Raw genomic sequence first — 21,995 nt, 5'->3', positions numbered from 1 at the left:
ACTTAAATTCTAGAATTTTTTGCAAAAATTTCCAGTAAAAAAACTGGGTTTCCCCAGTTTCTTTTATTATAGATAAAGTAGTTTGAATACTGCTACTGCTGCAATACCCGCTGCGATTGGAGCTACAACTGGTACCCATGCATACCACCATTTTGAATCACCCTTGTGTTGACCAAGAACTGATTTTGGAAGAACAGCGTGAAGGAGACGTGGTCCCAAGTCACGGGCTGGGTTCAAACCTGGTCCTGTAGGACCACCAAGAGATGTTACCAAGGCCATTACTAGGAAACCAAGTCCTAAATGAGCAACTGAAAGACCTGCTGCTGTGTGTGGTGCTATTTGAGCCTTAATAGCTAATTCAGAAAAGTCAACTGTTTGATTAGCCTGCGTTGCCATTTGCTTCATGTATTGCATTACTTCCGCACCAAAAAAGTTTTTAGTCATTCCTAGGGCTGCAAAGAACAGAACAAACGAACCGACAAACTCATTGATAAAACCATTTACACTTGCTGCGAAACGTGATTCTTTTGTTCCTTGGTCAACATTAGAAATAGTTGAGAAAGTTCCCAAGATATTATTTGGATTCTCTGTTTTCAAGTAGTAAGGACGATGAGTTGCAACAACCAAAGCTTGTCCGAAGATTGCTCCCAAAACTTGTGCGATAATGTATGGCACTACTTGAGCCCAAGGGAAAAGTCCGCTAACTGCAAGACCAAGAGTGAATGCTGGGTTGATGTGGTTACCAGATACATTACCGAACATCAAGGCTGGGATCATAACCCCCATACCGTAACCAACCGCGATAACGAGCCAGCCACTTTGGTGACCTTTCGTACCTTTAAGTTCAACGTTAGCAACTGCACCATTACCAAGAATGATCAAAATAGCAGTTCCCAAAAATTCAGTGGCATATTTAATAGCCCATGTAAAATCCATTTGATAGATTCTCCTTCAATTTTTTTAGACAATCCTTATTCTATCAATTTTTAGACCTTTTAGCAACAGATTTTCTAAAAGAATCTATGGAAAACGCTTTATTTAACTTATGTTTAAGAAAAGGGTAAAAGAAGTGCAACTCCTTTTACCCTTTTATTTTATTCTTGACGTTGGCCAAAGTCAGCTAACATCTGATCCAATTCTTCGCGATTTGGAGTCGTCAGCATGTAGAGGATATCTCCTTGTAACTCCGCAAAGGCTTCAGGCATGATTTTTCTAGCCTTAAAACCTCCTTGATATTTAGCTAGTAACTCCTCTTCTGAGTAAACATAATGAGAACTTAAACGTCGAGCCGTCGCCAAGCAATAGAGAGGTTCAAATTGAGAGACAGGGAAGGGCTCTCCTGCTACGATAGCTGCATAACCTCGGTAGAGATCAAAGGAGTGGGCATAATTGTAAACATCAATCGTAAAGCCACCCGCCGGACGGTTATTATACTCAATAGCGATATAATCGTCTCCCTCACGGAAGAACTCGATATGGAAGAAACGCTCCCTCATGCCAAATTCCTTGACGATAGCTTCGCCGTACTTGCGCAATTTTGGATCCATATCCTTAAGGACATAATAGGCATTATCCATCTTGTAAAGCATGAGATCCAGTGGTGTGTGGGCATAATCGAAAGTCGTTGAAAATACGATCTGACCATCCTTGTCCACTAGTCCATCAAAGGTACAGATTTCGCTGGAAGTGACAAATTTCTCAAAGAAATAAACGGTTGAATGATCCCACTCTGCTTTGAAACGATCCACATCTGCTTGGTCTTCAAGTTTAAAGGTTGCTGCTGCTCCCACACCATTATCTGGTTTGGCAATCAATGGCAAACCGATTGTTTCCACAGCCTGGTCTACATCATTTTCTGTCTTAATCACAGCTCCCGGAACAACAGGTACCCCTGCCTTTTGGAAATGTTTCTTCATTTCAGATTTAAACTTGGTCTTTTTGAGGTCATCGGGTTTGGCACCAAAGACATTGAACTGCTCCCGTAGGGCTGCGTCTAGCTCTAGCCAGTATTCATTGTGCGATTCGATACGGTCGATAGGACCATGCTTGTAAATAAGAAAAGCAACCGCACGTTTGACTTCGTCCAAATTTTCAAGATTGTCTACACGGAAGTACTCAGTCAGGCTATTGCGCAAGGGCTCGTCTAATTGTTCATAGGGCTCTTGACCGATACCCAGCACCGTAATCCCCTTATTTGCTAGCTCAATCGTAAACTGCTGAAAATTTTGTGGATAGTAGGGAGAGATAACAAGGTAATTCATAGGCAACTCCTTTTATAGATTCAGGTGACCGAGGAAGTAGGGCATTTGTTTGCGCCACCAATCCCAGTCATGGGCAACATCATGTCCCCACTCTGCAAACCAAGCAGGGATTTGTTTTTGATCAAAGGCTTCTTTTAGCTTATAATACGATGGCAAACCATCGTGTTCCCAAGCACCAAGTCCGGTACAAACTATAATTTCTGCCTGACGGTAGCGGTCGATAAACCAAGCATCATTCTGGTTCCATATATAGTCAACTGGTGAGTTTTGATAAATGGCATCGTCATTGTAGTAATCTCCAACGAAGAAACGCGCGTCGTAAACACCACTGAGAGCAATCACCTTGGTAAAGACATCTGGATGTTGGAGGAAAAAGTTGAGCGCATGGTAGGCGCCCATCGAACAACCCGTCGTCATCATACCGTCAAACCAACCAGTTTTATGTTTGATAAAAGGAATGGCTTCCTCAATCACATAGCGTTCGTAAGCGCGATGCATCTCCGCCTGGTCATGACCATTTTTCCAAGTAGCCAACCAGCTCTCACTATCAACGCTGGAGAGAGTAAAGAACTGAACACGGCCTTCTTCGATAAAGGAAGCACAGGAATCAATCATGCCAAAATCATAGTATTCGTTGTGACTACCACCAGATGAAGCAAAAACAACAACTGGAATCCCAGCGTGTCCATAACGGTTAAGGTACATTTCACGGTTGAGGTGACCACTCCAGTGGCTGAGGTTTTCAATATGCATTGGCTTTCTCCTTTCTTAACTTACCATTTCTCTGCAAAAAATCGGAGACAGTCTGGTAAATTTTCCGACCATGGAATCTCACTATGGATGGCACCAGACTGAACTTTCAAGACAAGATTACCCAAGTGTACTCCACCTGCAATTAAATCATGGTAATAGCGAAGCGACGAGTCGATATAGGCTTGCTTGATATTGCCAGCCATCAAGGTCTTGTCCGTATCGTCTGCTTCTTCTGTTCCTACATAAATGAAAATGCGCTGTTCAGGCGACAATTTCTTACGCTCGATGTAGCGGTTAAAGGCTTCTTGGTGGAGCCAGTTGGCAGATGAAAAGACTCCTAGACAACCAATTCGGTCTTGGTATTCCAGTCCGATAAACTGGGTAATATTGCCTCCTAGAGACGAACCAATCATAGCAGTATGCTGGCGATCAGCTTTGGTACGATAGGTTTCATCGATAAAAGGCTTGACCACTTCCATGACAAACTCAGCATACTCCACACCCTTACCGCCAAACTGCTGGCCCGGAATAGGAGATTCTTGAAACTTCCAAGCTGCATACTCATTCATCCGTCCCATTCCATCATTATCAATAGCAACAACAATCATGCGACTGATGTCAGGATTTCTCTTAATAGCCGGAATAATCTTCCAAGAGTGCCCGATATAAGACTCCTTGCTGTAAAAGACATTTTGCCCATCATGAAAGTAAACAACAGGGTAAAAACGGTCTGTATCTTTCTCATAATCCTTTGGCAGGAGAACACGCACACGACGCTCTTTTCCTGTATAAGGAACCTTGAGTTTGTGTTCTTTCATTTTTAAGTAAAAGTAGGAATGATTCATTGTCAGAAAACTCTCTATATTCAAAATTTTATCTCATTATACCATAAAAATAGAAAAAAAGTCAGTTTTGCTCCCTTTTTTGGATTAAAAACTAACTTTTTCATTTATTTTTCTGAATTCTTCTGGATTTTCTGATTAGAGGAGGTTGTCAATTAACTCATCGACAGCATCTTTTTCAGCCTGAGGCGTGATCTTAGTGATCATAATTCCAGCCACTGCTCGCTCAACCAAACCTTCGACATCCATCCGTTTTTCATACTGCTCTGCATTCTCTATCTTAGGATTTGTCTTAGGACGGTCAGGCGCAAAAATAGTACAGCAGTCTTCAAAAGGCTGGATTGAAATTTCAAAGGTATCAATTTCCTGAGCAATGTCAATGATTTCCAATTTGTCCATAGTAACCACAGGGCGGATGATAGGAGTGTTGGTCACAGCGTTGATAGCCTGCATGCTCTCCAAGGTTTGGCTAGCTACTTGACCAAGGCTTTCTCCATTGATAATGACCAGACCCTTTCTCACTTCACGGATACGGTCAGTAATGCGCATCATAAAGCGACGTGTCAAGGTCATGAGGTAGGCTTCTGGCGCCTTGGCCTTGATTTCTTCTTGAATCTCAGTGAAAGGTACTTCGATAAACTGGATATTGCCACCAAACTTGGTCAATTTACGGGTCAAATCTTGGGCCTTCTTGAGAGCTCCAGGGCTAGTGTATGGTGGGCTGGCAAAGTGAACGGCTTCAATATCCACCCCACGTTTAAGAGCTAGATAACCTGCTACAGGTGAGTCAATCCCTCCTGACAACATGAGCATACCCTTACCGGAAGTTCCCACTGGCAATCCACCTGCTCCCCGAATAGTTTCATAAGAAAGATAGGCCGCCTCCTCACGAATCTCCACCTGAAGAGTGATATCAGGATTTTTCATCTGGGCTTGAATAGTTGGGATTACGTCGAAAACAGCTTCACCAAGCGTTTGGTTGAGTTCACGACTGTCGAGTTCAAAGTTGTGGTCACTACGTCTACTAGAGATTTTAAAGGTCATGCCCTCCTTGTAGATGTCCTGCATAATCTCTTGGACAGCAGCCTTAAGCCTTACAACTGACTTTTCAACCTTATATACTGGAGAAAAATTTTGAATTCCGAAGACTTGTTTGAGAGATTCTGCTACTGCTGTGTAGTCAGCTCCATTCAGGTAAACGTGAGCACGGTCGCGATCAGCGGTTACCTTAACTTGGGGATAGATGGACAAAACATCTGAAATATTATTACGAAGTTTATTGATGAAACGCATACGATTTTTACCCTTGGTTGACAACTCTCCGTAGCGAATCATAATTTCTGAATACTGCATGAATGCTCCTATCTTACTTTTCTAGTTTGATTGTAGATTAATTTTAGCTTGGTCAAAAATTGCTCGACCTGACTCATGTCATTTTCCAGGTCTAAGCTTAGACGCACAGCTGACTGGGCCTTATCTTTGTCCACTCCCATAGCAATCAGGGTCCCCGCAGGTTTTCCAGCCTTGGACGAACAAGCCGAGGTTGTGGAAATGAAAATATCATAGTCTTCAAATGCGTGAACGATGACTTCACCACGAACACCTTTGATTCCAAAAGTCAGGATATGAGGTGCAAAGTCTTCCTCATCTGAAAAGACAAATATATCTGGATAATCTAAAAGAGCTTGGCGAATAACTTCCTTCATCTGCCCTATCTTATTAGTAAAGATATCTAACTTTTCCATAGATAAACGGAGAGATTTGGCTGTCGCTGCAATCCCTGCCACATTTTCAGTTGTCGAACGATAGTCTCGCTCCTGACCACCACCAGTCAACAGAGGCGTAATTTTCTTACCAGACTTGATATAGACAAAGCCAACACCTCTGACACCATGAAACTTATGACTCGAAAAGGTCGCAAAATCCACTCGATCTGTCAGATATTTTTCAGTCGTAATCTTAGCGAGTGCCTGAACTGCATCAACATGGAAGGAAATAGTTGGCTTGTCTTCCAAAAGTTCTGAGATAGCCTCAATAGGCTGAATAGACCCAATTTCATTGTTTACTGCCATAATGGAAACGAGGGTCGTATCAGGTCGTATCAAAGCTCCTAGAGTCTCAACATCCACAAACCCTTTCTCATCAACTGGAGCAAAATCCACCTCAAAACCTTGACTTTTCAGCCAGAGGGCTGATTCCTTAACTGCTGGATGTTCAATGGCTGATACGATGATGTGCTTGCCAAACTGGGCTTTTTCAAAGGCCACACCTTTGATGACCCAGTTATCTCCTTCTGTTCCACCAGAGGTAAAGAAGATTTCATCACTCTTCTTGCCAATCAAATCTGCAATTTGCTGACGGGAAGCATCTAAAATTCGTGTTGCCTGATCTCCCAAACGATGGAGACTGGATGGATTTCCTACAATTTTCGAAGCGACCTGAGTATAAGTTTCAAGTGCTTCAGGATAAGGCTTGGTCGTTGCCGAATTATCAAAGTAGATCATGTTTTCTCACGCTTTCTAAAATCACTCCTTCTATTGTATCATGAAACGAAGCTTGCGACAAGAAAGGGCAAGTCCTCTTTTTTTAAGATTTTTTTAAAGAAATGAGGTATAATAAATCATAATTAAAGGAGAGTATCATGTCTAACTATCATAGAACTTCAAAACCAAAAACAGAACACATCAAAAAGGGATTTACTGTCTTTCAAAAAACGATTGCTACCATCGGTAGTATCCTTGGCCTAATTACCGCTACTATTACCATCATGAACGCTATGGATAATAACAAAAACAACAAAAAAGAACCAACGACAACTCAAACAACTGTTGTCAAGGAGATTCAAAAGGAATCCCCTCAGGAAAATACTACACCTAACAAGGACAACACTTCTACTAAAGAAAATACCCCGCAGGAAGAAACTCCTCAATCCAATAAGAAGGAAGAGCAAAAAGAAGAGAAGAAAACAACAACTCAGGATTCTTCAACACCTTCCTCAACAAAAGAAACAACTGATAGTGGAAACTCGTCCAAAACGACTAGTTCCGAAAACAAAAGCAATCAATAACCACTAAAATAGCTTCCTTCCAGCTTTGGAAAGAAGCTATTTTTTTATTGTTGCAATACTTTTCGTGGTTTGGTTCCTTCAGCTGGACCGATAACACCCGCCATTTCGAGTTCTTCCATAAGGCGGGTCGCACGGTTAAATCCAACCGACAAACGACGCTGAATCATAGAGGCACTGGCTTTCTGCGTCTCGATAACCAGAGCCTTAGCTTCTTCAAAAAGCGGATCGCCACCAGCTTCACCATCTGAAAATTCTCCTTCATTTTCAGAAACCTCACCTGGGTCAAAACTCTCATCGTAGTCCGCATCCGCCTGAGCCTTGATGAAGTTTACGATGCGTTCAACATCATCATCCGAGATAAAGGATCCTTGCAGACGGACTGGGTGATTTTCATCGATTGGTTTAAAGAGCATGTCTCCTCGACCAAGCAATTTTTCTGCTCCATTCTCATCCAAGATGGTTCGTGAATCTGTGCCCGATGAAACTGCAAAAGCCACACGAGATGGGACATTGGCCTTGATGAGACCAGAAATGACATCAACTGATGGACGTTGCGTTGCGAGAATCATGTGAATCCCTGCAGCACGCGCCTTCTGTCCGAGACGAATGATGGCGTCTTCCACTTCCTTGCTGGCTACCATCATAAGGTCAGCCAACTCGTCCACAATGACAACAATCAAAGGCAGGGGTACTTGTTTGTACTCAGACTGAGCATTGAATTCTTCGACCTTGGCATTGTAACCAGCGATATTTCGTACACCAACCTTAGCGAAGAGTTCATAACGGTTTTCCATCTCATCCACGACCTTTTGGAGAGCCTTGCTGGCCTTGCGTGGATTGGTCACAACTGGGATCAAGAGATGAGGAATGTCGTTGTAAACCGATAGCTCAACCATCTTTGGATCCACCATCATAAACTTGACCTGGTCTGGTCTTGCTTTCATCAGAATGCTAGCGATAATACCGTTAACTGCGACTGATTTTCCTGATCCTGTCGAACCTGCAACCAGTAGGTGGGGCATCTTGGAAAGGTCAAAGGTGCGAGCAGTTCCATTGACAGCCTTACCTAGAGGAATTTCGAGGAGATTTTCTGGTTTAGTCTGTGACTGTTCCCAGAGCTCACGGAAGGAAACGGTCGCAATTTCAGAGTTAGGAACCTCAATCCCGACTAAGGATTTACCAGGGATTGGAGCCTCAATCCGGACATCCTTGGCCGCCAGAGCTAGAGCGAGGTCATCTGCCAGATTGGAAATGCGGTTGACCCGCACACCAACTGCTGGCTTGACTTCATACTTGGTTACTGATGGGCCGATTTCAGCCCGTTCAACCGTTACCTTGATACCAAAGCTGGCAAAGGTTTCTTCTAAGATTTTGATATTTTCTCGAACAATCTTCTTTTCCTTGGACTGGTCTTTGGGTTTATCTGGCGCAAAGAGTTGCAAGTTTGGTAGCTTGTATTCAAGGGCTTCTTTGGCCGAAAAATCAACCTGCACCTCTTCATCCTCAAAATCTTCTTCCTCATCTGGAACTTCAAATTCAGCTTGAGGCAGGATAATCTCCGGTTCACTCCATTCTTTTTCAGAAATTGGTGGAAGATCATCGTCTGGAACTTCTGATAAGATTTCTCCCGTTTCAGGATCTACAGGAGGAAGCGGTAGTGCATCCTGTTCTTCTTGTTCTCTCTTGATTCTGGCAGCTTCTTCAGCTTCTTGACGAGCCTTCTCTTCTTCTCTCTTGATGAAGCGTTCCTGTTTTCTCTGTTCCTGTTTTTCCATGAAGGATCTGAACTGAGCTCCAATAAAGGCTGCAACATCATAAATAGACCAAGGACTGACCAAGAGAGCCCCAACTAGAATCAAAAGAACTCCAATAAAGTACGATCCGATATTGGAGAAAAGAAAGGATATGGGGATATAAAGTCCAACACCTAGCAGACCTCCACCAGCAAAGCTAGTCACCCGGATACCAGTAAGGTCCGTCATAACTTGAGCCAAGGTCCCTTTTAGAACTGACTGCTCCAAACCAAACTTCCAGACAAGATAGGCCTCAAAAATCAAGAGCAAGCCAGCGAAGATACAGAGAAATCCTGACAGAAGCCCCTCTTGCTTACGGATCCATTTAAATAGAAAAAGATAAATGAGGAGGCCACCTATAGCCACATAAGCTAAACTTCCGACTAACAGTCGAATGAGATTGTAAAGAGTGATACCAGCTGCACCGAGTTTGAGGGCTGCAATAATCAACAATAAGGCAATTCCTAAAGAAATCAACATCCTCTGGATAGCCTGTTTTCTTTCGAGTTCTGCTTTAGACGGTCTCCGTCTTGTTTTACTTGTATTTTTGTTTGCCATGCTTCTATTATACCATATTTCAGAAACATCTAGAGAAATCAAAAAAATGACTGCATCTACTAGACACAATCATCTTTCGTTGATATTTCTGAATTTTCTATTCTATATGATTTTTCAACAACCTTGTCTCACTACTTCTTCAAAAATCTAATTGCTGATTTTCTTGCCTTCTCAATCTTCTCGATTTCCAACTTCTCTACAGCAGATGTAGGAATCCATTTTTTCCCAAATAAAACTTGAGCTGCTTCTATCATCAGAGCACAAGCCCGAAAGTCCTTTTCTTCTGGAATCGCCTCTCGAAACAAATCCTTCGTTTTCTCCATCAAGACTTCTTTTTCAACTTGATGAAAAGATAATTGCATCAAACTACTGGCAGACCAGGCACGACAAAGTGCATCTTGGTCAGTCAAGAGATGTTGCCCTAAGATTTCTATCTCACTTATTGAACCAATCCAACCTAGGGCAACGATTAGCTTTCTACGATTCGAAGCTTCTGAACTAGGTAAAAGAGAGATTAGAACAGGAAGTACTTGCTTGCAAGAAGGTGCATAAAAATCTCTATGTCTTACTTTGGAAAGGATTTTCGCTAGGAAATAAACAATCAAAATGCGTTGACTCTCATCTTCCTCTTGATTGAGAGTTTCCAAAAGATAGTCTATTCCCTCCTGCCCATGCTGGTCAAAACTTGCTTCAAAATTTAGGTCAGTTCCTTCCTCCCAATCGTTGCAAATGAGTTCAAAATGAAAGGCAATTTCTGGACTCCTACCTAAATCAGCTATAAAATGAATTCGTTTAGAATCAGGAAAATCTTCCTCCACCAAGCTGGCATAGGTTCCTTGTAACGCTTCTTTGGTAAGACTTTTGTGACCGAACTGTTCCTTTTCTAGTTTGTCGATTCCTTCTTTTCTAGAATCACTCATGACACTTATCTCCTCTAAGATATTTGTAGAACTTCAGCATTCTAGCATTTAAATTCTCTAAGATTTACCTCTATTATATCACTTTGAAGACCGTTCTCCCTAACTCCATCATCAAAAAATGACTGCCCACTTTCGTGTTCAGTCATTTGAGTATTTGTGATTATTTTTCTAATGGTTTACGAAGGTAACCATAAACCACACCACTTACAATTGCGCCTACCAAGACACAGGCAAGATAAAGAAGAGCATTTGAAGTAAGGGCGATGACGAAGATTCCTCCGTGTGGCGCCATGAGTTTGATTCCTGCAAGACCAACGAGTCCGCCTGCCACTGCAGAGCCAAGGATAAAGCTTGGAATCGCACGAGCTGGGTCTGCTGCACCAAACGGAATCGCTCCCTCGGTGATAAATGACAAGCCCATGATGATGTTTGTCAAACCAGAGTTACGTTCTTCTTTGGTGAATTTATTTTTAAAGAGGAGGGTTGCGACAAAGATAGCAAGTGGTGGCACCATTCCTCCCGCCATAACTGCTGCCATGGCTACAGAACCACCTGAGGAAACAGTCGCTGCAAGCGTACCTGTACCAAAGACATAGGCTGCTTTGTTGACAGGTCCACCCATGTCAACAGCCATCATTCCACCAAGAACGATACCGAGAAGGACAGCTGAACCTCCTCCAAGACCGCCAAGGAAGTCATTCATAGCAGTGTTGATTGCTGCCATTGGAATGTTGACAGCCAGCATGACAAATCCTGTCAGAATTGTTCCAAAAAGTGGCAAGAGAAGGATTGATTTAGCACCCTCAAGTGAACGAGGAACTTTAACGTATTTCTTGATAGCAAGAACCAAGGCACCTGCGATAAATCCACCAACAAGAGCACCTAGGAAACCAGATGAGACACCTGCAAGTGTTGAAGTTGCTTCTCCACCTGCGGCATAAGGGATTTTACCAAATGCAAAACCTTCTTTGGCAATAGCACCAGCCACAAAACCTGCTACTAAACCTGGTTTTTCAGCGATAGAGTAGGCTACGTATCCTGCAAAGACTGGGAGCATCAAACCAAAGGCAGCGCCACCGATTTTCATGAACATAGAAGCTAGCTCATGGTAGGAACCAAGATTTCCAAGGCTATCATTTGGCACACCCATAGCACCATCAATCAAGAAGGCAAGGGCAATCATAATCCCACCACCGATAACGAATGGCAACATTTGGGATACACCACTCATCAAGTGTTTGTAGAAAGCTCCACCGATACTTTGTTTTTCATTGCTTGCTGTTGCAGCTTTTGCTCCATTGGCAGCACGATAAACTTCAGCGTCTCCTGAAAGAGCCAAGTTAATCAACTCTTCCGTCTTACGGATACCGTCAGCAACTGGACGGTTAACCAAAGGTTTGCCATCGAAACGATCCATCTCAACGGCCTTGTCTGCTGCGATAATCACAGCTTTAGCCTTGCGGATATCTTCTGCAGTTAGTTGGTTACCGACTCCGCTAGCACCATTCGTTTCAACCTTAATGCCAACACCCATTTCAGCAGCCACTTTTTGAAGGGCTTCTTGGGCCATGTAAGTGTGGGCGATTCCTGTTGTACAAGCTGTAACAGCAACGATAAAGTCACCAGATTCATTTACAGGTGCTTGGACAGTCTCCTCAGCTTTTTCTGAAGCTTGGTCAAAGAGTTCGATAACTTGGTCAGCTGATGTTACTTGGCGAAGTTTGTCAGCAAAACCGTCTTTCATCAAGTATTGAGACAATTCGGCTAAGGCAGCCAAGTGAGTATCATTGGCACCTTCTGGAGCCGCAATCATGAAGAAGAGATCAGTTGGTTGCCCATCCAAACTCTCATAGTCAACACCCTTGTTTGACTTTGCAAAAAGAACGGTCGCTTCTTTTACAGCAGAGTTCTTGCTGTGAGGCATAGCAATTCCGTCACCCAAACCAGTGGAAGTTAGAGCTTCACGTGCCAAAATTCCTTCTTTAAAGGTTTCAAAATCTGTCACATAGCCATGCTCTACTAGACTATTAATCATTTCTTCAATAACTGCTGTTTTTTCAGTTGCCTGCAAATCCAGCAACATAACATCTTTTCTCAATAGGTCTTGAATTTTCATCGTTTTTCTACCTCAACTTTTTCATATGTTTCTTTAATAAAGTCCGCTGTTGCCAAGTCATCTGAGAAGGTGGTTGCTGTTCCACAAGCCACTCCCCATTTGAAGGCTTCTATTGCGTCTTTTGATTTGACAAATTCACCTGTAAATCCAGCAACCATAGAGTCACCAGCTCCGACAGAGTTTTTCACTGTTCCCTTGATAGGTTTAGCGAAGTAAGCTCCCTCAGATGTGACCAGAAGGGCACCGTCCCCAGCCATAGAGATGATCACGTTTTGAGCACCTTTAGCCAGCAACTCACGAGCGTACTTCTCAATTTCAACCAAACTTTCGAGTTTAACCCCAAAAATCGCTCCAAGTTCATGATTATTTGGTTTAACCAAAAGTGGCTGATAGTCCAAACTATCAATCAAGGTCTGACCCTCAAAGTCACAAACTACTTGTGCACCAGTCTGACGGGTCAAGGCAATCAAATCCTTATAGATAATATTACCTAGATTTTTAGCACTTGAACCTGCAAACACAACCGTATCATCTGCTGTCAGACTAGATAAAACAGCTTTCAACTCCTCCAACTGAGCAGGTTCAACATTGGGACCTGTTCCGTTGATTTCTGTTTCTTGATCGGCCTTAATCTTAACATTGATGCGAGTATCTTCTGCTACTTGGACAAAACGAGTCTCGATTTCTTCTTTTGCCAAGGTATCTGTGATAAATTTACCAGTAAACCCTCCGATAAACCCGGTAGCTGTATTTGGAATGTCTAACCGTTTCAAAATACGACTGACATTGATTCCTTTCCCACCAGCAAACTTATCATCACTGTCCATACGATTGACACTACCAACTTGGACTTGGTCCAAACGAACGATATAGTCAATGGATGGATTGAGTGTGACTGTATAAATCATACTTCTATTACCTCCGTTTTTTCTTTAATGGCTTGCAAGAGCTCATGCCCTTGACTTGTGATAACGATAGCGCGTTTGAGTGGTGCTACTTTGGCAAAGCAAGTTTGTCCAATTTTAGACGAATCCACCAAGACATAGGTTTGTTTGGCATTCTCCAAAATAGCACGCTTAACAGCTCCCTCCTCCATGTCTGGCGTTGTGTAGTAGTTTTCATCTACACCGTTCATCCCTATAAAGGCACGGTCAAAGTGCAATTGGTTAATCTGGTTAAGAGCAACCCCACCAATACATGCATCTGTCGTCATCTTGACACTACCTCCAACCATGACAGTTGGAATCTGCTTTTCAACCAACTGAGCAGCATGGTGAATTGAGTTGGTCACAACTGTAACATTCTTATTGACCAATTCATGAATCAAAAAAGCAGTTGTTGTTCCAGCATCGATAAAGATGACATCTTTTTCTTTAATGAGAGAGGCTGCTTTCTGAGCCAGTAACTTCTTCTCTTGAAGGTTTTTGACAGATTTTTCTTGAATGGTTTCTTCTTCCTGCAAGGAGTGGGGCAATTCTGCTCCACCATGCACACGACGAAGTTTATTTTCCGCCTCCAACTCATCCAAATCCCTTCGTACTGTCGATTCTGATGTTTCTAATAGACTAACCAATTTTTCTAGGGAAACTACATGATGTTGATTTAACTCCTCTAAAATCAGTTGCTTCCGTTCAGTTTTTAACACCAAATCACCTCCTGTTATCGTTTACACTATTCATTCTAGCACAATCTCTACCAAAGTCAAGCATTTTTTATCATTTTCTTTCAAAATCTATCATTTTTCTCATTTCCAAAATTTTTATTGCAAGATAAGTGGCTTTATGGTAGACTATTTGAGTAAGTATTGGAAGATTACTCAAGAGGCTTAAGAGGCCGTGTTGGAAACGCGGTAGGCGTGTAACAGCGTGCGTGGGTTCGAATCCCATGTCTTCCGTAGAAAAGAAAAATTATTTTTTTAGATACAACAAATGTTGTATCTTTTTTTGTATCCCTTTTTAAAAAAAGAATACCAAGGAATACCAAAGGAAAAAATAAAAAACGTTGATTTAACAACGTTTTTCCAAGGTTGGTGAAAGAATCATGGAGCCGGTGGGAGTCGAACCCACGTCCAAACATCTGCCAACATATTTGTCTACAACCATAGGTTATGTATTGTTTTAACAGTCCCTCGACACATAACTCAAGCCTAGGAACTGCGAGTCTATTAATCTCTTATCAAACCACTAGACAAGGCTTGATCGTATCTCGCTAATCATAAGACCTGTCATTGAACACGAGCAATCCAAATCAGGTCACGCCTGCTGGTTTTTAGGCAGCTAAAGCGTAAGAAGTGTTATTTTTTGCAGTTATATTTAACTGAGCGTTTACGTCGCCACACGGGTTGCAAAATATGCCTCATAATGCCTGTCGAATCCGTAACGACCCCAAAAGACAATAGAACCATTATAACCTATCTTCATAAAAAATGCAAAATCAAGCCACCTCTTTAGAAAAGATACTCTTTTAAGGCTTCCGATAAGGCTTGATAACCGGCTACACTTAGATGGAGGCCATCTGTTGTATAGTCTTTTTTGAGTTGCCCTTCTGAATCTGTCAAACTATCATAAATCGGCACAAAATCTACCTGCATATAGGCGGATACTAGAGCCTCATAGGCTTGATTCCATTCTCTAATCTTTTCATTGGTTCGGATATAAACAGTCTGCTTGTATTTCTCTCCCTCATTGACTGGCAAAATGGATAGGAGCTTTATTTGTGACAACGGATAATCTCGGGCAATTGATTGGATCACTCGCTCAAGATTATCCAAGGCTTCATTTATAGGAATATCTTTTCCGATATCATTTGTCCCAATTAGGAGAACAATTTGATCCACAGCATCACCATAAAGATGGGCATCTAGATTCTCTAATAACAGTTTCGTCTGGTAGCCTCGGATGCCACGATTAACAATCTTCTTTGCAGTCCCAAACAACTCTTGCAATGGGTAGTATTCTACAATCGAATCGCCGATAAAAATTACATCTGGCTCTAGAACAGAAACTTGATTCAATTCACGATACTTGGTTTGAATCTTCTCCTGCTCTTTTAGGAGCCAATTTTCTAATAACTGTACTGCCACCTTATCCCTCTTTCTCTAACCAATTTTCTAGAACTTGATAAACACCAGCCTGGCTGTTAGCTGGTGCTAGGGCAGTCGCAACTGCCTTGGCCTCATCATCTGCATTTTCCATCGCATAAGCAATACCAGCCATCTCCAACATCTCGACATCATTTTCACTGTCACCAAAAGCCATAATTTGTTCTGATGTCAAATCCCAGCGCTTGAGTAATTCTTCCAATCCCCAAGCCTTGTGAACACCAGCTTGCAGGATATCAATACAGCCATAACCGCTAGAAACAGCTCTTACACGACCATCAAAGAGGTCATTGATTTCCTGCAAAACTGAACTAGAACGTTCTTCACCAACGACCATGCTCATCTTTAGAACTCCTCCAAAGAGGTCTGAGTTTAGCTCATACACAAAATTGGTCCTTTGGTAAAGTTTTTCAATCATCTCTGGAGTCATAAATTTTTCTAGGTCTGTAAAAACAGTTCCTTCCTTGACAAAACTCCCATTCATACTAGTGACGACGAACTGATCTCGACACTCCCTCCCTTTAAAATGAAGGAGAGCCTTGTCAACCATAGCATCATCCCAGGTCTGAGCTTGAATCAGTTTATTGTTTTCAAAAATACGCGCCCCATTGGCAACTACTAGGATCACTCGTTCAGCCAAGTGTCCCAATAGTTCTCTCATACGATGAACTTCATTCCCCGTCGCAATGACAAAACGGATATCCCTTTGATCCAACTGATCTAAAATCTTTTCCAAGCGGGGCAGATCTAGCTGACCTCTCGAGTCTAGCAAGGTTCCATCCATGTCTGTTGCAATTAATTTAATCGTCATCATATCTCCTTTAGGGTGAGCACCTACCACTTCAACCCTACATGTTCATTCATTTCTTTATAGGCCGTGTCAATGCGTTCCTTGGTCGCCTCATCCAACTTGTCACGGTAACTGCCTCCCTCGATGAAGTCCTCTAGGATATAGGTCTGATAGAGGAAGAGCGGATAACCTTCTGGAGAGTAAGTCCCTTTGGGTGTTCGATTGACCCAAGTAGGATGCGCTTTGGCAGTTTCAATCCTAGTCTTGCCATCTTTTTTCTTAATGGTCACATCCATGAGAACACCGCGCTCCGTCCACTTGGCATTTTCCTCGTCTTGCATGGTTTCAATGCGCTGATTTGAGAGGAAATTCCCCATGGAATAGATGATCAGTTTTTTGTCACCATCTTTTTCAACTGTCTCAGCAGGTTCAACGACGTGAGGGTGCCCTCCAAAGATAATATCAGCTCCCCAGTCAATCATCTTGTGGTACAGTGTTTTCTGTTCTTCCGTCGGTTCTAGCTGGTACTCAATTCCCATCTGAGGCATGATGACAGTGATATCCGCCTCTTGCTCAGCTCGTTCGATTTCCGCCTTCATCTTATCTTCATTCAGGTCAGAAAGATAGCGATTATAGTCCTCTTGTGAGATATACTGCTCAATGCCATTAAAACCGTAAGAATAGGCCAAAAGAGCTACCTTGATACCATTGACTTCCTTGATAACTAGTGGAGCTTGGTCACGGGATTCATGTGTGTAGACCCCTATGGGTGTCATCCCTGCCTTTTCGATAGCTTCTGCTGTCGAAACCACTCCCTCTATCTGAGAATCCAAGATGTGATTGTGAGCCAAGTCTAGAACTTGATAGCCTGCATCCTTGATCGCATCCATGACTTCTCCAGGTGCATTAAAGAGAGGATAACCTGCCAAATAGTGATCCTTGTTCACCGTTCCTTCAAAGTCACCAAGCACTAAATCCGCTTGCTTGAGCCATGGTTTTACATATTCAAAATTTTCGTGGAAATCGTAGCTACCGTCTTCTTTCAGAGCTGTTCGGTAGATAGGAATATGGTAGAGAAGGTCACCATTTGCCATGATACGCGCCGTCGTTTCGCCAGATTCATTTTCCTTGGACTGACTAGACGCCATAGTCTGACTGTTAGGGCTTGTTTCCTTGCTGCCTTGTACTGTTCGAACCAGCAAGTTCAATCCCATAGATAAGGTAACTGCAAGCAATAACACAATAATAAACTGGGCATTGGTCCAAGATTTATAATTCCGAAAAAAATCAACACAAGTCTTCCACACCTCATAAAGAGAATCATGAGACCGTCTATCTTGTCGCTTTTCCATCTTTATTCCCCCCTTGCTTTTACTGCAAGTCTTTTCTTTTATTATACCACAGACAAAAGAGGAATACCGTTTATTATATTTTTTTTTAGGAACTTCTGTGACTTTCTTTCTCGCCTATTTTGTGTTATCATGTAGAGGTAATGAAAGGAGAGAAAATGTCTGCTATAGAACGTATTACAAAAGCTGCTCATTTAATTAATATGAACGATATTATCCGCGAGGGGAACCCAACTTTACGCGCAGTTGCTGAGGAGGTCACTTTCCCACTGTCTGACCAGGAAATCATCCTTGGAGAAAAGATGATGCAATTCCTCAAAAATTCTCAGGATCCTGTTATGGCTGAAAAGATGGGGCTCCGCGGTGGGGTTGGATTGGCCGCTCCTCAGTTAGATATCTCAAAACGCATTATCGCTGTTTTAGTGCCAAATATTGTGGAAGAAGGTGAAACTCCACAGGGAGCCTACGACCTGCAAGCTGTTATGTACAATCCAAAAATCGTCTCTCACTCTGTTCAGGACGCCGCCCTCGGTGAAGGAGAAGGGTGCCTATCTGTCGACCGTGTAGTTCCAGGCTATGTTGTTCGTCATGCCCGCGTCACTGTTGATTACTTTGACAAGGACGGAGAAAAACACCGCATCAAGCTTAAAGGATACAACTCTATCGTTGTCCAACATGAAATTGACCACATCAACGGAATCATGTTCTACGATCGTATCAATGAAAAAGACCCATTTGCTGTCAAAGATGGACTCCTCATCCTCGAATAAAGAAAATCCCGTTGCAAGACGGGGTTTTGTGTTATAATAGAGGCATGAAAACAAATGATATTGTCTATGGCGTCCACGCCGTTACAGAAGCCCTCCTTGCAAATACAGGAAACAAACTCTACCTCCAAGATGATCTCAGAGGCAAAAATGTTGAAAAAATCAAGGAACTGGCTACAGAAAAGAAGGTATCCATTTCTTGGACTTCAAAAAAATCTCTCTCTGAAATGACCGAAGGTGCCGTCCACCAAGGTTTTGTTCTACGAGTGTCCGAATTTGCCTATAGCGAGTTGGATCACATCCTTGCAAAAACACGTCAAGAGGAAAATCCACTTCTATTGATTCTGGATGGTCTAACTGACCCCCATAATCTAGGTTCTATCTTAAGAACTGCTGATGCGACCAATGTTTCAGGTGTCATCATTCCCAAGCACCGTGCTGTCGGAGTGACTCCTGTCGTTGCCAAAACGGCCACAGGTGCTATTGAGCATGTACCGATTGCCCGAGTGACCAACCTCAGTCAAACCCTAGAAAAACTCAAGGATGAAGGATTCTGGACCTTTGGAACGGATATGAACGGTACTCCTTGCCACAAGTGGAATACAAAAGGGAAAATCGCCCTCATCATCGGAAATGAAGGAAAAGGCATCTCTAGCAACATCAAAAAACAGGTCGATGAGATGATTACCATTCCCATGAATGGACATGTTCAAAGTCTCAATGCAAGTGTGGCTGCAGCCATTCTCATGTACGAAGTTTTCCGAAATCGACTATAAAAAAGTTTCCAATCACTTGATTGGAAACTTTTTTGCTTAACTATGTTCTGTGATAAATTTATAGGCTTCTTGACCAGCAATCGCCCCATCTCCAACTGCTGTTGTCACTTGGCGAAGGTCTTTCTGGCGAACATCTCCAACCGCAAAGATACCGTCAACAGCAGTCTTCATGTGATTGTCTGTCACAATCCAGCCTGACTGGTCTTGAATATTCAATTCTTTAACAAAATCGCTAACAGGATCCAAACCAACATAGATAAAGACACCTCCAAAGGCTTGCTCTGTTACTTGACCTGTTTTCACATTTTCAAATACGACAGATTCTACTCGGTTTTCACCCTTGATTTCCTTAACTACAGAGTCCCAGATAAAGTTGACTTTCTCATTTGCAAAAGCACGGTCTTGCAAGACCTTTTGAGCACGAAGTTGGTCACGACGGTGAACGATAGTAACAGTCTTGGCAAAGCGAGTCAAGAAGAGAGCTTCTTCTACCGCTGAATCTCCACCACCGACTACGAGCAAGTCTTGGTCACGGAAGAAAGCTCCATCACAGACTGCGCAGTAAGAAACACCACGACTATTCAGTTCTTCTTCTCCGGGAACACCCAAGAGACGGTGTTTTGACCCAGTTGCCACGATGACAGTACGGGTTTCGTAAACTTGATCATCAGTGATTACCTTCTTATAGTCCCCCTGGTCTTCAATATTTTCAACATAGCCATAAAGATGCTCCACTCCAAGGTTTTCAAGTGGTTCAAACATTTTTTCAGCCAATTCAGGGCCACTGATGTTGGCATAACCTGGATAGTTTTCAATATCAGATGTATTGTTCATTTGCCCGCCCGGCAGACCACCTTCAATCAAAGCCACTTTCAGATTGCTTCGGGCAGCATATAAGGCAGCCGTCATTCCCGCAGGCCCAGCACCGATAATAATCGTATCGTACATTTTGATTCCTTCTTTCTTGTTGTAACTATCTTTATTCTAACTCATTCTTGCTGATCACGCAAGGATTATGCCTTGAAAACCAAGAGCAAACTCATGACGGCAAAGGATAACACCGGAACGACCAAAACTCCAATCATAATCATATCATAGAGATGAGCTTGACGAGCCTTGGCTGTCTTGTCCACACCAGACATGGCTCTCAATCCAATCCAAATCCCCAAAAAAATTACAACCAGGATGGTCGTTAAGATCAAACTCTCGAAATATAAAGAAAACAGTTGCAGCAGCATGATCTCTCTCGTTTCTATCTTTTTTAAAGAGTAAACTCAGCTAGTCCAACTAACTGAGTTTTCCTTTTTCTATTATATCAAATATAAGTCCGTTTGTAACTAGCGAAGAATTCTTTTGTTCGTTCTTCTTTCGGATGATTGATGATTTCATCCGGTGTGCCAGACTCGATGATTTTCCCCTTATCTAGGAACAAAATCTTATCTGCAACTTGGGCTACAAAAGACATGTCATGACTAACCAAAATCATGGTCTGACCTGACTTGGCAGCATCTGCAATAGACTTTTCTACCTCACCGACCAATTCTGGGTCGAGGGCTGAAGTGGGTTCGTCCAAGAGCAAGACATCTGGTTTCATAGCAAGCGCACGCGCGAGGGCAACCCGTTGCTTCTGTCCACCTGATAAGTGGCGAGGATAATGGTTTTCACGGTCAGAAAGACCAACCTTGGCCAACTCTTCCTTAGCGATTTTGGTTGCTTCCTCGTCCGATAATTTCTTAACAACAACCAAACCTTCCTTGACATTGTCAAGAGCAGTTCGGCGCTCAAACAAATTAAACTGTTGGAAAACCATAGACAACTTGCGACGAAGGGTTAGGATTTCTTCTTGGCTAATCTGAGAAAAATCAACTTTAAAATTGTCAATCTGAATCGTTCCACTATCTGGAGTTTCAAGGTAGTTCAAACTACGAAGAAAGGTTGATTTCCCAGCTCCAGATGAACCAATCAAAGCCACTACCTCACCTTTTTGGATATCTAAGTTTAGATGATTCAAGACTGTCTGTCCTGAAAAGGATTTGCTTAAATTTGAAATCTTAATCATTAACGAAGGTCCCCTTTCACATCTGTAGATACTGCACCCGGCGCTGAAATAGCCATTTTTCTCTCGATGAAACGACCGAGGCTTTCAATTCCGATATTGACTACCCAATAAACAAGGGCTACGGAGATGAAACGCTCAAAGTAACGATAATCTGCTCCACCCAAAATTTGAGCCTGGGCAAAGACTTCCACAACCCCCGCACTAAAGGCTAGAGAAGTTCCCTTGGTCAAACCGATAAGAGAGTTAATCAAAGTCGGTGTCGCTACCACCGCTGCATTGGGAATAATCACACGACGATAAACTTGAGCACGAGTCATACCCAGACTACGCGCCGCCTCAATTTCACCTGGGTTAACAGAAAGGATGGCTGCACGAATCGTTTCACTTGCATAAGCCGCCTCATTAAAAGCAAAGGCCACAATCGCAAAAAACGCCGCTGGAATCGCATTGATATTAAAACCAGTTCCCCATTGTTGATTGAGTGCTTTCAGAGCAAGTGGAATCCCGTAGTAGGTCAACATAAGTTGGACTAGGATTGGGGTGCCTTTTAAGAAGCTGACAAAAAAGGCCTGCAAGGGATATAGAATCTTAACACGATTGATTTTAACAATGGCGAAAACCAAGGCCAGCACCAAGCCAAAAATCGCACCTCCAAGCGTCAACATCAAGGTTGTAGGCAGTTGTTGGACAATCCTTGGAATTCCATCAAAAACCGAACGCAAGCTAAAGAGCTTACCATCCGGAATGAGCTGCATCAAACTTTGGTACCAATCTGATGCTAAAAATGTTGTAACAGTCATAAAAACATCCTCTCCTGATAATGATTCATTCTATCATACTTCTG

At 42.6% G+C, this 21,995-nt stretch carries 21 protein-coding genes, 1 tRNA gene and 1 other RNA gene; 4 read left to right on the top strand and 19 right to left on the bottom strand.

Features of this window, described 5'->3' with window-relative positions; all coding sequences use genetic code 11:
- Window positions 1-66 precede the first annotated feature (66 nt).
- The 6 genes from gla to ATE34_RS02215 all read right to left on the bottom strand — a co-directional run bounded on the left by gla (window position 67) and on the right by ATE34_RS02215 (window position 6,360).
- Window positions 67-936 (bottom strand): aquaglyceroporin Gla, encoded by an 870-nt coding sequence (gene gla, locus ATE34_RS02240; RefSeq protein WP_084910914.1) that lies wholly within the window; start codon window positions 934-936, stop codon window positions 67-69.
- 158 nt (window positions 937-1,094) lie between these two features.
- Window positions 1,095-2,261: an ATP-grasp domain-containing protein gene (locus tag ATE34_RS02235; protein ID WP_084910912.1), complete on the bottom strand. Its 1,167-nt coding sequence runs from the start codon at window positions 2,259-2,261 to the stop codon at window positions 1,095-1,097.
- Between the two features lie 12 nt (window positions 2,262-2,273).
- A complete protein-coding gene (locus ATE34_RS02230; protein WP_084910910.1) occupies window positions 2,274-3,014 on the bottom strand; it encodes an esterase family protein in 741 nt (246 codons plus the stop codon).
- A gap of 20 nt (window positions 3,015-3,034) precedes the next feature.
- The gene (locus tag ATE34_RS02225; protein WP_001016815.1) at window positions 3,035-3,859 is read right to left on the bottom strand and encodes an alpha/beta hydrolase; all 825 of its coding nucleotides are present in this window, start codon (window positions 3,857-3,859) and stop codon (window positions 3,035-3,037) included.
- A gap of 135 nt (window positions 3,860-3,994) precedes the next feature.
- Complete coding sequence (thiI, locus tag ATE34_RS02220; RefSeq protein WP_084910909.1) at window positions 3,995-5,209, bottom strand: tRNA uracil 4-sulfurtransferase ThiI; 1,215 nt, start codon at window positions 5,207-5,209, stop codon at window positions 3,995-3,997.
- 8 nt (window positions 5,210-5,217) lie between these two features.
- Window positions 5,218-6,360, bottom strand: a complete 1,143-nt coding sequence (locus ATE34_RS02215; RefSeq protein ID WP_084910907.1) for a cysteine desulfurase family protein — start codon at window positions 6,358-6,360, stop codon at window positions 5,218-5,220.
- Between the two features lie 137 nt (window positions 6,361-6,497).
- Here ATE34_RS02215 and ATE34_RS02210 point away from each other — a divergent pair, with 137 nt between their 5' ends.
- Window positions 6,498-6,923, top strand: coding sequence for a DUF6556 family protein (locus ATE34_RS02210; RefSeq protein WP_000073837.1), 426 nt, complete (start codon window positions 6,498-6,500; stop codon window positions 6,921-6,923).
- A 44-nt stretch (window positions 6,924-6,967) separates the two neighbouring features.
- Here ATE34_RS02210 and ATE34_RS02205 read toward each other — a convergent pair whose 3' ends face one another.
- The 5 genes from ATE34_RS02205 to ATE34_RS02185 all read right to left on the bottom strand — a co-directional run bounded on the left by ATE34_RS02205 (window position 6,968) and on the right by ATE34_RS02185 (window position 13,955).
- Complete coding sequence (locus tag ATE34_RS02205) at window positions 6,968-9,274, bottom strand: DNA translocase FtsK (RefSeq protein ID WP_084910905.1); 2,307 nt, start codon at window positions 9,272-9,274, stop codon at window positions 6,968-6,970.
- Between the two features lie 131 nt (window positions 9,275-9,405).
- The gene (locus tag ATE34_RS02200) at window positions 9,406-10,194 is read right to left on the bottom strand and encodes a HEAT repeat domain-containing protein (RefSeq protein ID WP_061597812.1); all 789 of its coding nucleotides are present in this window, start codon (window positions 10,192-10,194) and stop codon (window positions 9,406-9,408) included.
- Window positions 10,195-10,354: 160 nt separating this feature from the next.
- Complete coding sequence (locus ATE34_RS02195; RefSeq protein WP_084910903.1) at window positions 10,355-12,310, bottom strand: PTS fructose transporter subunit IIABC; 1,956 nt, start codon at window positions 12,308-12,310, stop codon at window positions 10,355-10,357.
- Window positions 12,307-13,218 carry a 1-phosphofructokinase gene (pfkB, locus tag ATE34_RS02190; RefSeq protein ID WP_084910901.1) on the bottom strand — a complete coding sequence of 304 codons (912 nt, stop codon included), beginning with the start codon at window positions 13,216-13,218 and terminating at the stop codon, window positions 12,307-12,309. The genes ATE34_RS02195 and pfkB overlap by 4 nt, the downstream gene beginning before the upstream one ends.
- Window positions 13,215-13,955: a DeoR/GlpR family DNA-binding transcription regulator gene (locus ATE34_RS02185; protein WP_084910898.1), complete on the bottom strand. Its 741-nt coding sequence runs from the start codon at window positions 13,953-13,955 to the stop codon at window positions 13,215-13,217. The genes pfkB and ATE34_RS02185 overlap by 4 nt, the downstream gene beginning before the upstream one ends.
- A 161-nt stretch (window positions 13,956-14,116) precedes the next feature.
- On the opposite strand from ATE34_RS02185, the gene ATE34_RS02180 reads away from it, so the two are divergent.
- Window positions 14,117-14,204 (top strand) — tRNA-Ser (locus ATE34_RS02180).
- A 144-nt stretch (window positions 14,205-14,348) separates the two neighbouring features.
- On the opposite strand, the gene ssrA is transcribed toward ATE34_RS02180, so the two are convergent.
- The 4 genes from ssrA to ATE34_RS02160 all read right to left on the bottom strand — a co-directional run bounded on the left by ssrA (window position 14,349) and on the right by ATE34_RS02160 (window position 17,552).
- Window positions 14,349-14,696, bottom strand: a transfer-messenger RNA (tmRNA) gene (ssrA, locus tag ATE34_RS02175).
- 60 nt (window positions 14,697-14,756) lie between these two features.
- Window positions 14,757-15,392 carry an SGNH/GDSL hydrolase family protein gene (locus tag ATE34_RS02170; RefSeq protein ID WP_061597815.1) on the bottom strand — a complete coding sequence of 212 codons (636 nt, stop codon included), beginning with the start codon at window positions 15,390-15,392 and terminating at the stop codon, window positions 14,757-14,759.
- Between the two features lies 1 nt (window position 15,393).
- Complete coding sequence (locus ATE34_RS02165; RefSeq protein ID WP_061597816.1) at window positions 15,394-16,221, bottom strand: Cof-type HAD-IIB family hydrolase; 828 nt, start codon at window positions 16,219-16,221, stop codon at window positions 15,394-15,396.
- Window positions 16,222-16,244: 23 nt separating this feature from the next.
- Window positions 16,245-17,552, bottom strand: coding sequence for a CapA family protein (locus tag ATE34_RS02160; protein ID WP_084910896.1), 1,308 nt, complete (start codon window positions 17,550-17,552; stop codon window positions 16,245-16,247).
- A 155-nt stretch (window positions 17,553-17,707) separates the two neighbouring features.
- Here ATE34_RS02160 and def point away from each other — a divergent pair, with 155 nt between their 5' ends.
- The gene (gene def, locus ATE34_RS02155; protein WP_084910894.1) at window positions 17,708-18,319 is read left to right on the top strand and encodes a peptide deformylase; all 612 of its coding nucleotides are present in this window, start codon (window positions 17,708-17,710) and stop codon (window positions 18,317-18,319) included.
- Window positions 18,320-18,363: 44 nt separating this feature from the next.
- Entirely contained in the window at window positions 18,364-19,092 is a 729-nt protein-coding gene (rlmB, locus tag ATE34_RS02150; RefSeq protein ID WP_000855723.1) for a 23S rRNA (guanosine(2251)-2'-O)-methyltransferase RlmB, read from the top strand.
- A gap of 36 nt (window positions 19,093-19,128) precedes the next feature.
- Here rlmB and trxB read toward each other — a convergent pair whose 3' ends face one another.
- The 4 genes from trxB to ATE34_RS02130 form a co-directional block, all read right to left on the bottom strand.
- Window positions 19,129-20,040, bottom strand: a complete 912-nt coding sequence (gene trxB / locus ATE34_RS02145) for a thioredoxin-disulfide reductase (RefSeq protein ID WP_061597818.1) — start codon at window positions 20,038-20,040, stop codon at window positions 19,129-19,131.
- 65 nt (window positions 20,041-20,105) lie between these two features.
- A complete protein-coding gene (locus tag ATE34_RS02140) occupies window positions 20,106-20,330 on the bottom strand; it encodes a DUF4059 family protein (RefSeq protein WP_000926603.1) in 225 nt (74 codons plus the stop codon).
- Between the two features lie 77 nt (window positions 20,331-20,407).
- Window positions 20,408-21,151, bottom strand: a complete 744-nt coding sequence (locus tag ATE34_RS02135; protein WP_061597819.1) for an amino acid ABC transporter ATP-binding protein — start codon at window positions 21,149-21,151, stop codon at window positions 20,408-20,410.
- Window positions 21,151-21,951, bottom strand: coding sequence for an amino acid ABC transporter permease (locus ATE34_RS02130; protein WP_061597820.1), 801 nt, complete (start codon window positions 21,949-21,951; stop codon window positions 21,151-21,153). Before ATE34_RS02130 ends, ATE34_RS02135 begins: the two co-directional genes overlap by 1 nt.
- Window positions 21,952-21,995 lie beyond the last annotated feature (44 nt).

The sequence above is a fragment of the Streptococcus oralis subsp. tigurinus genome (assembly GCF_002093545.1).
Lineage (GTDB): Bacteria > Bacillota > Bacilli > Lactobacillales > Streptococcaceae > Streptococcus > Streptococcus oralis_C.
The sequence above is the reverse complement of the archived record's forward strand: the minus strand, read 5'-3'. Positions and strand labels throughout refer to the sequence as shown.

What these genes read in the sequence shown, in the direction of transcription:
- ATE34_RS02215 (WP_084910907.1), bottom strand. Translation starts at nt 6,360, where the DNA reads ATGATCTACTTTGATAATTCGGCAACGACCAAGCCTTATCCTGAAGCA.
- ATE34_RS02205 (WP_084910905.1), bottom strand. Translation starts at nt 9,274, where the DNA reads ATGGCAAACAAAAATACAAGTAAAACAAGACGGAGACCGTCTAAAGCA.
- pfkB (WP_084910901.1), bottom strand. Translation starts at nt 13,218, where the DNA reads ATGATTTATACAGTCACACTCAATCCATCCATTGACTATATCGTTCGT.
- ATE34_RS02230 (WP_084910910.1), bottom strand. Translation starts at nt 3,014, where the DNA reads ATGCATATTGAAAACCTCAGCCACTGGAGTGGTCACCTCAACCGTGAA.
- ATE34_RS02200 (WP_061597812.1), bottom strand. Translation starts at nt 10,194, where the DNA reads ATGAGTGATTCTAGAAAAGAAGGAATCGACAAACTAGAAAAGGAACAG.
- ATE34_RS02235 (WP_084910912.1), bottom strand. Translation starts at nt 2,261, where the DNA reads ATGAATTACCTTGTTATCTCTCCCTACTATCCACAAAATTTTCAGCAG.
- trxB (WP_061597818.1), bottom strand. Translation starts at nt 20,040, where the DNA reads ATGTACGATACGATTATTATCGGTGCTGGGCCTGCGGGAATGACGGCT.
- ATE34_RS02135 (WP_061597819.1), bottom strand. Translation starts at nt 21,151, where the DNA reads ATGATTAAGATTTCAAATTTAAGCAAATCCTTTTCAGGACAGACAGTC.
- ATE34_RS02195 (WP_084910903.1), bottom strand. Translation starts at nt 12,310, where the DNA reads ATGAAAATTCAAGACCTATTGAGAAAAGATGTTATGTTGCTGGATTTG.
- thiI (WP_084910909.1), bottom strand. Translation starts at nt 5,209, where the DNA reads ATGCAGTATTCAGAAATTATGATTCGCTACGGAGAGTTGTCAACCAAG.
- ATE34_RS02210 (WP_000073837.1), top strand. Translation starts at nt 6,498, where the DNA reads ATGTCTAACTATCATAGAACTTCAAAACCAAAAACAGAACACATCAAA.
- ATE34_RS02140 (WP_000926603.1), bottom strand. Translation starts at nt 20,330, where the DNA reads ATGCTGCTGCAACTGTTTTCTTTATATTTCGAGAGTTTGATCTTAACG.
- def (WP_084910894.1), top strand. Translation starts at nt 17,708, where the DNA reads ATGTCTGCTATAGAACGTATTACAAAAGCTGCTCATTTAATTAATATG.
- ATE34_RS02160 (WP_084910896.1), bottom strand. Translation starts at nt 17,552, where the DNA reads ATGGAAAAGCGACAAGATAGACGGTCTCATGATTCTCTTTATGAGGTG.
- rlmB (WP_000855723.1), top strand. Translation starts at nt 18,364, where the DNA reads ATGAAAACAAATGATATTGTCTATGGCGTCCACGCCGTTACAGAAGCC.
- gla (WP_084910914.1), bottom strand. Translation starts at nt 936, where the DNA reads ATGGATTTTACATGGGCTATTAAATATGCCACTGAATTTTTGGGAACT.
- ATE34_RS02165 (WP_061597816.1), bottom strand. Translation starts at nt 16,221, where the DNA reads ATGACGATTAAATTAATTGCAACAGACATGGATGGAACCTTGCTAGAC.
- ATE34_RS02225 (WP_001016815.1), bottom strand. Translation starts at nt 3,859, where the DNA reads ATGAATCATTCCTACTTTTACTTAAAAATGAAAGAACACAAACTCAAG.
- ATE34_RS02130 (WP_061597820.1), bottom strand. Translation starts at nt 21,951, where the DNA reads ATGACTGTTACAACATTTTTAGCATCAGATTGGTACCAAAGTTTGATG.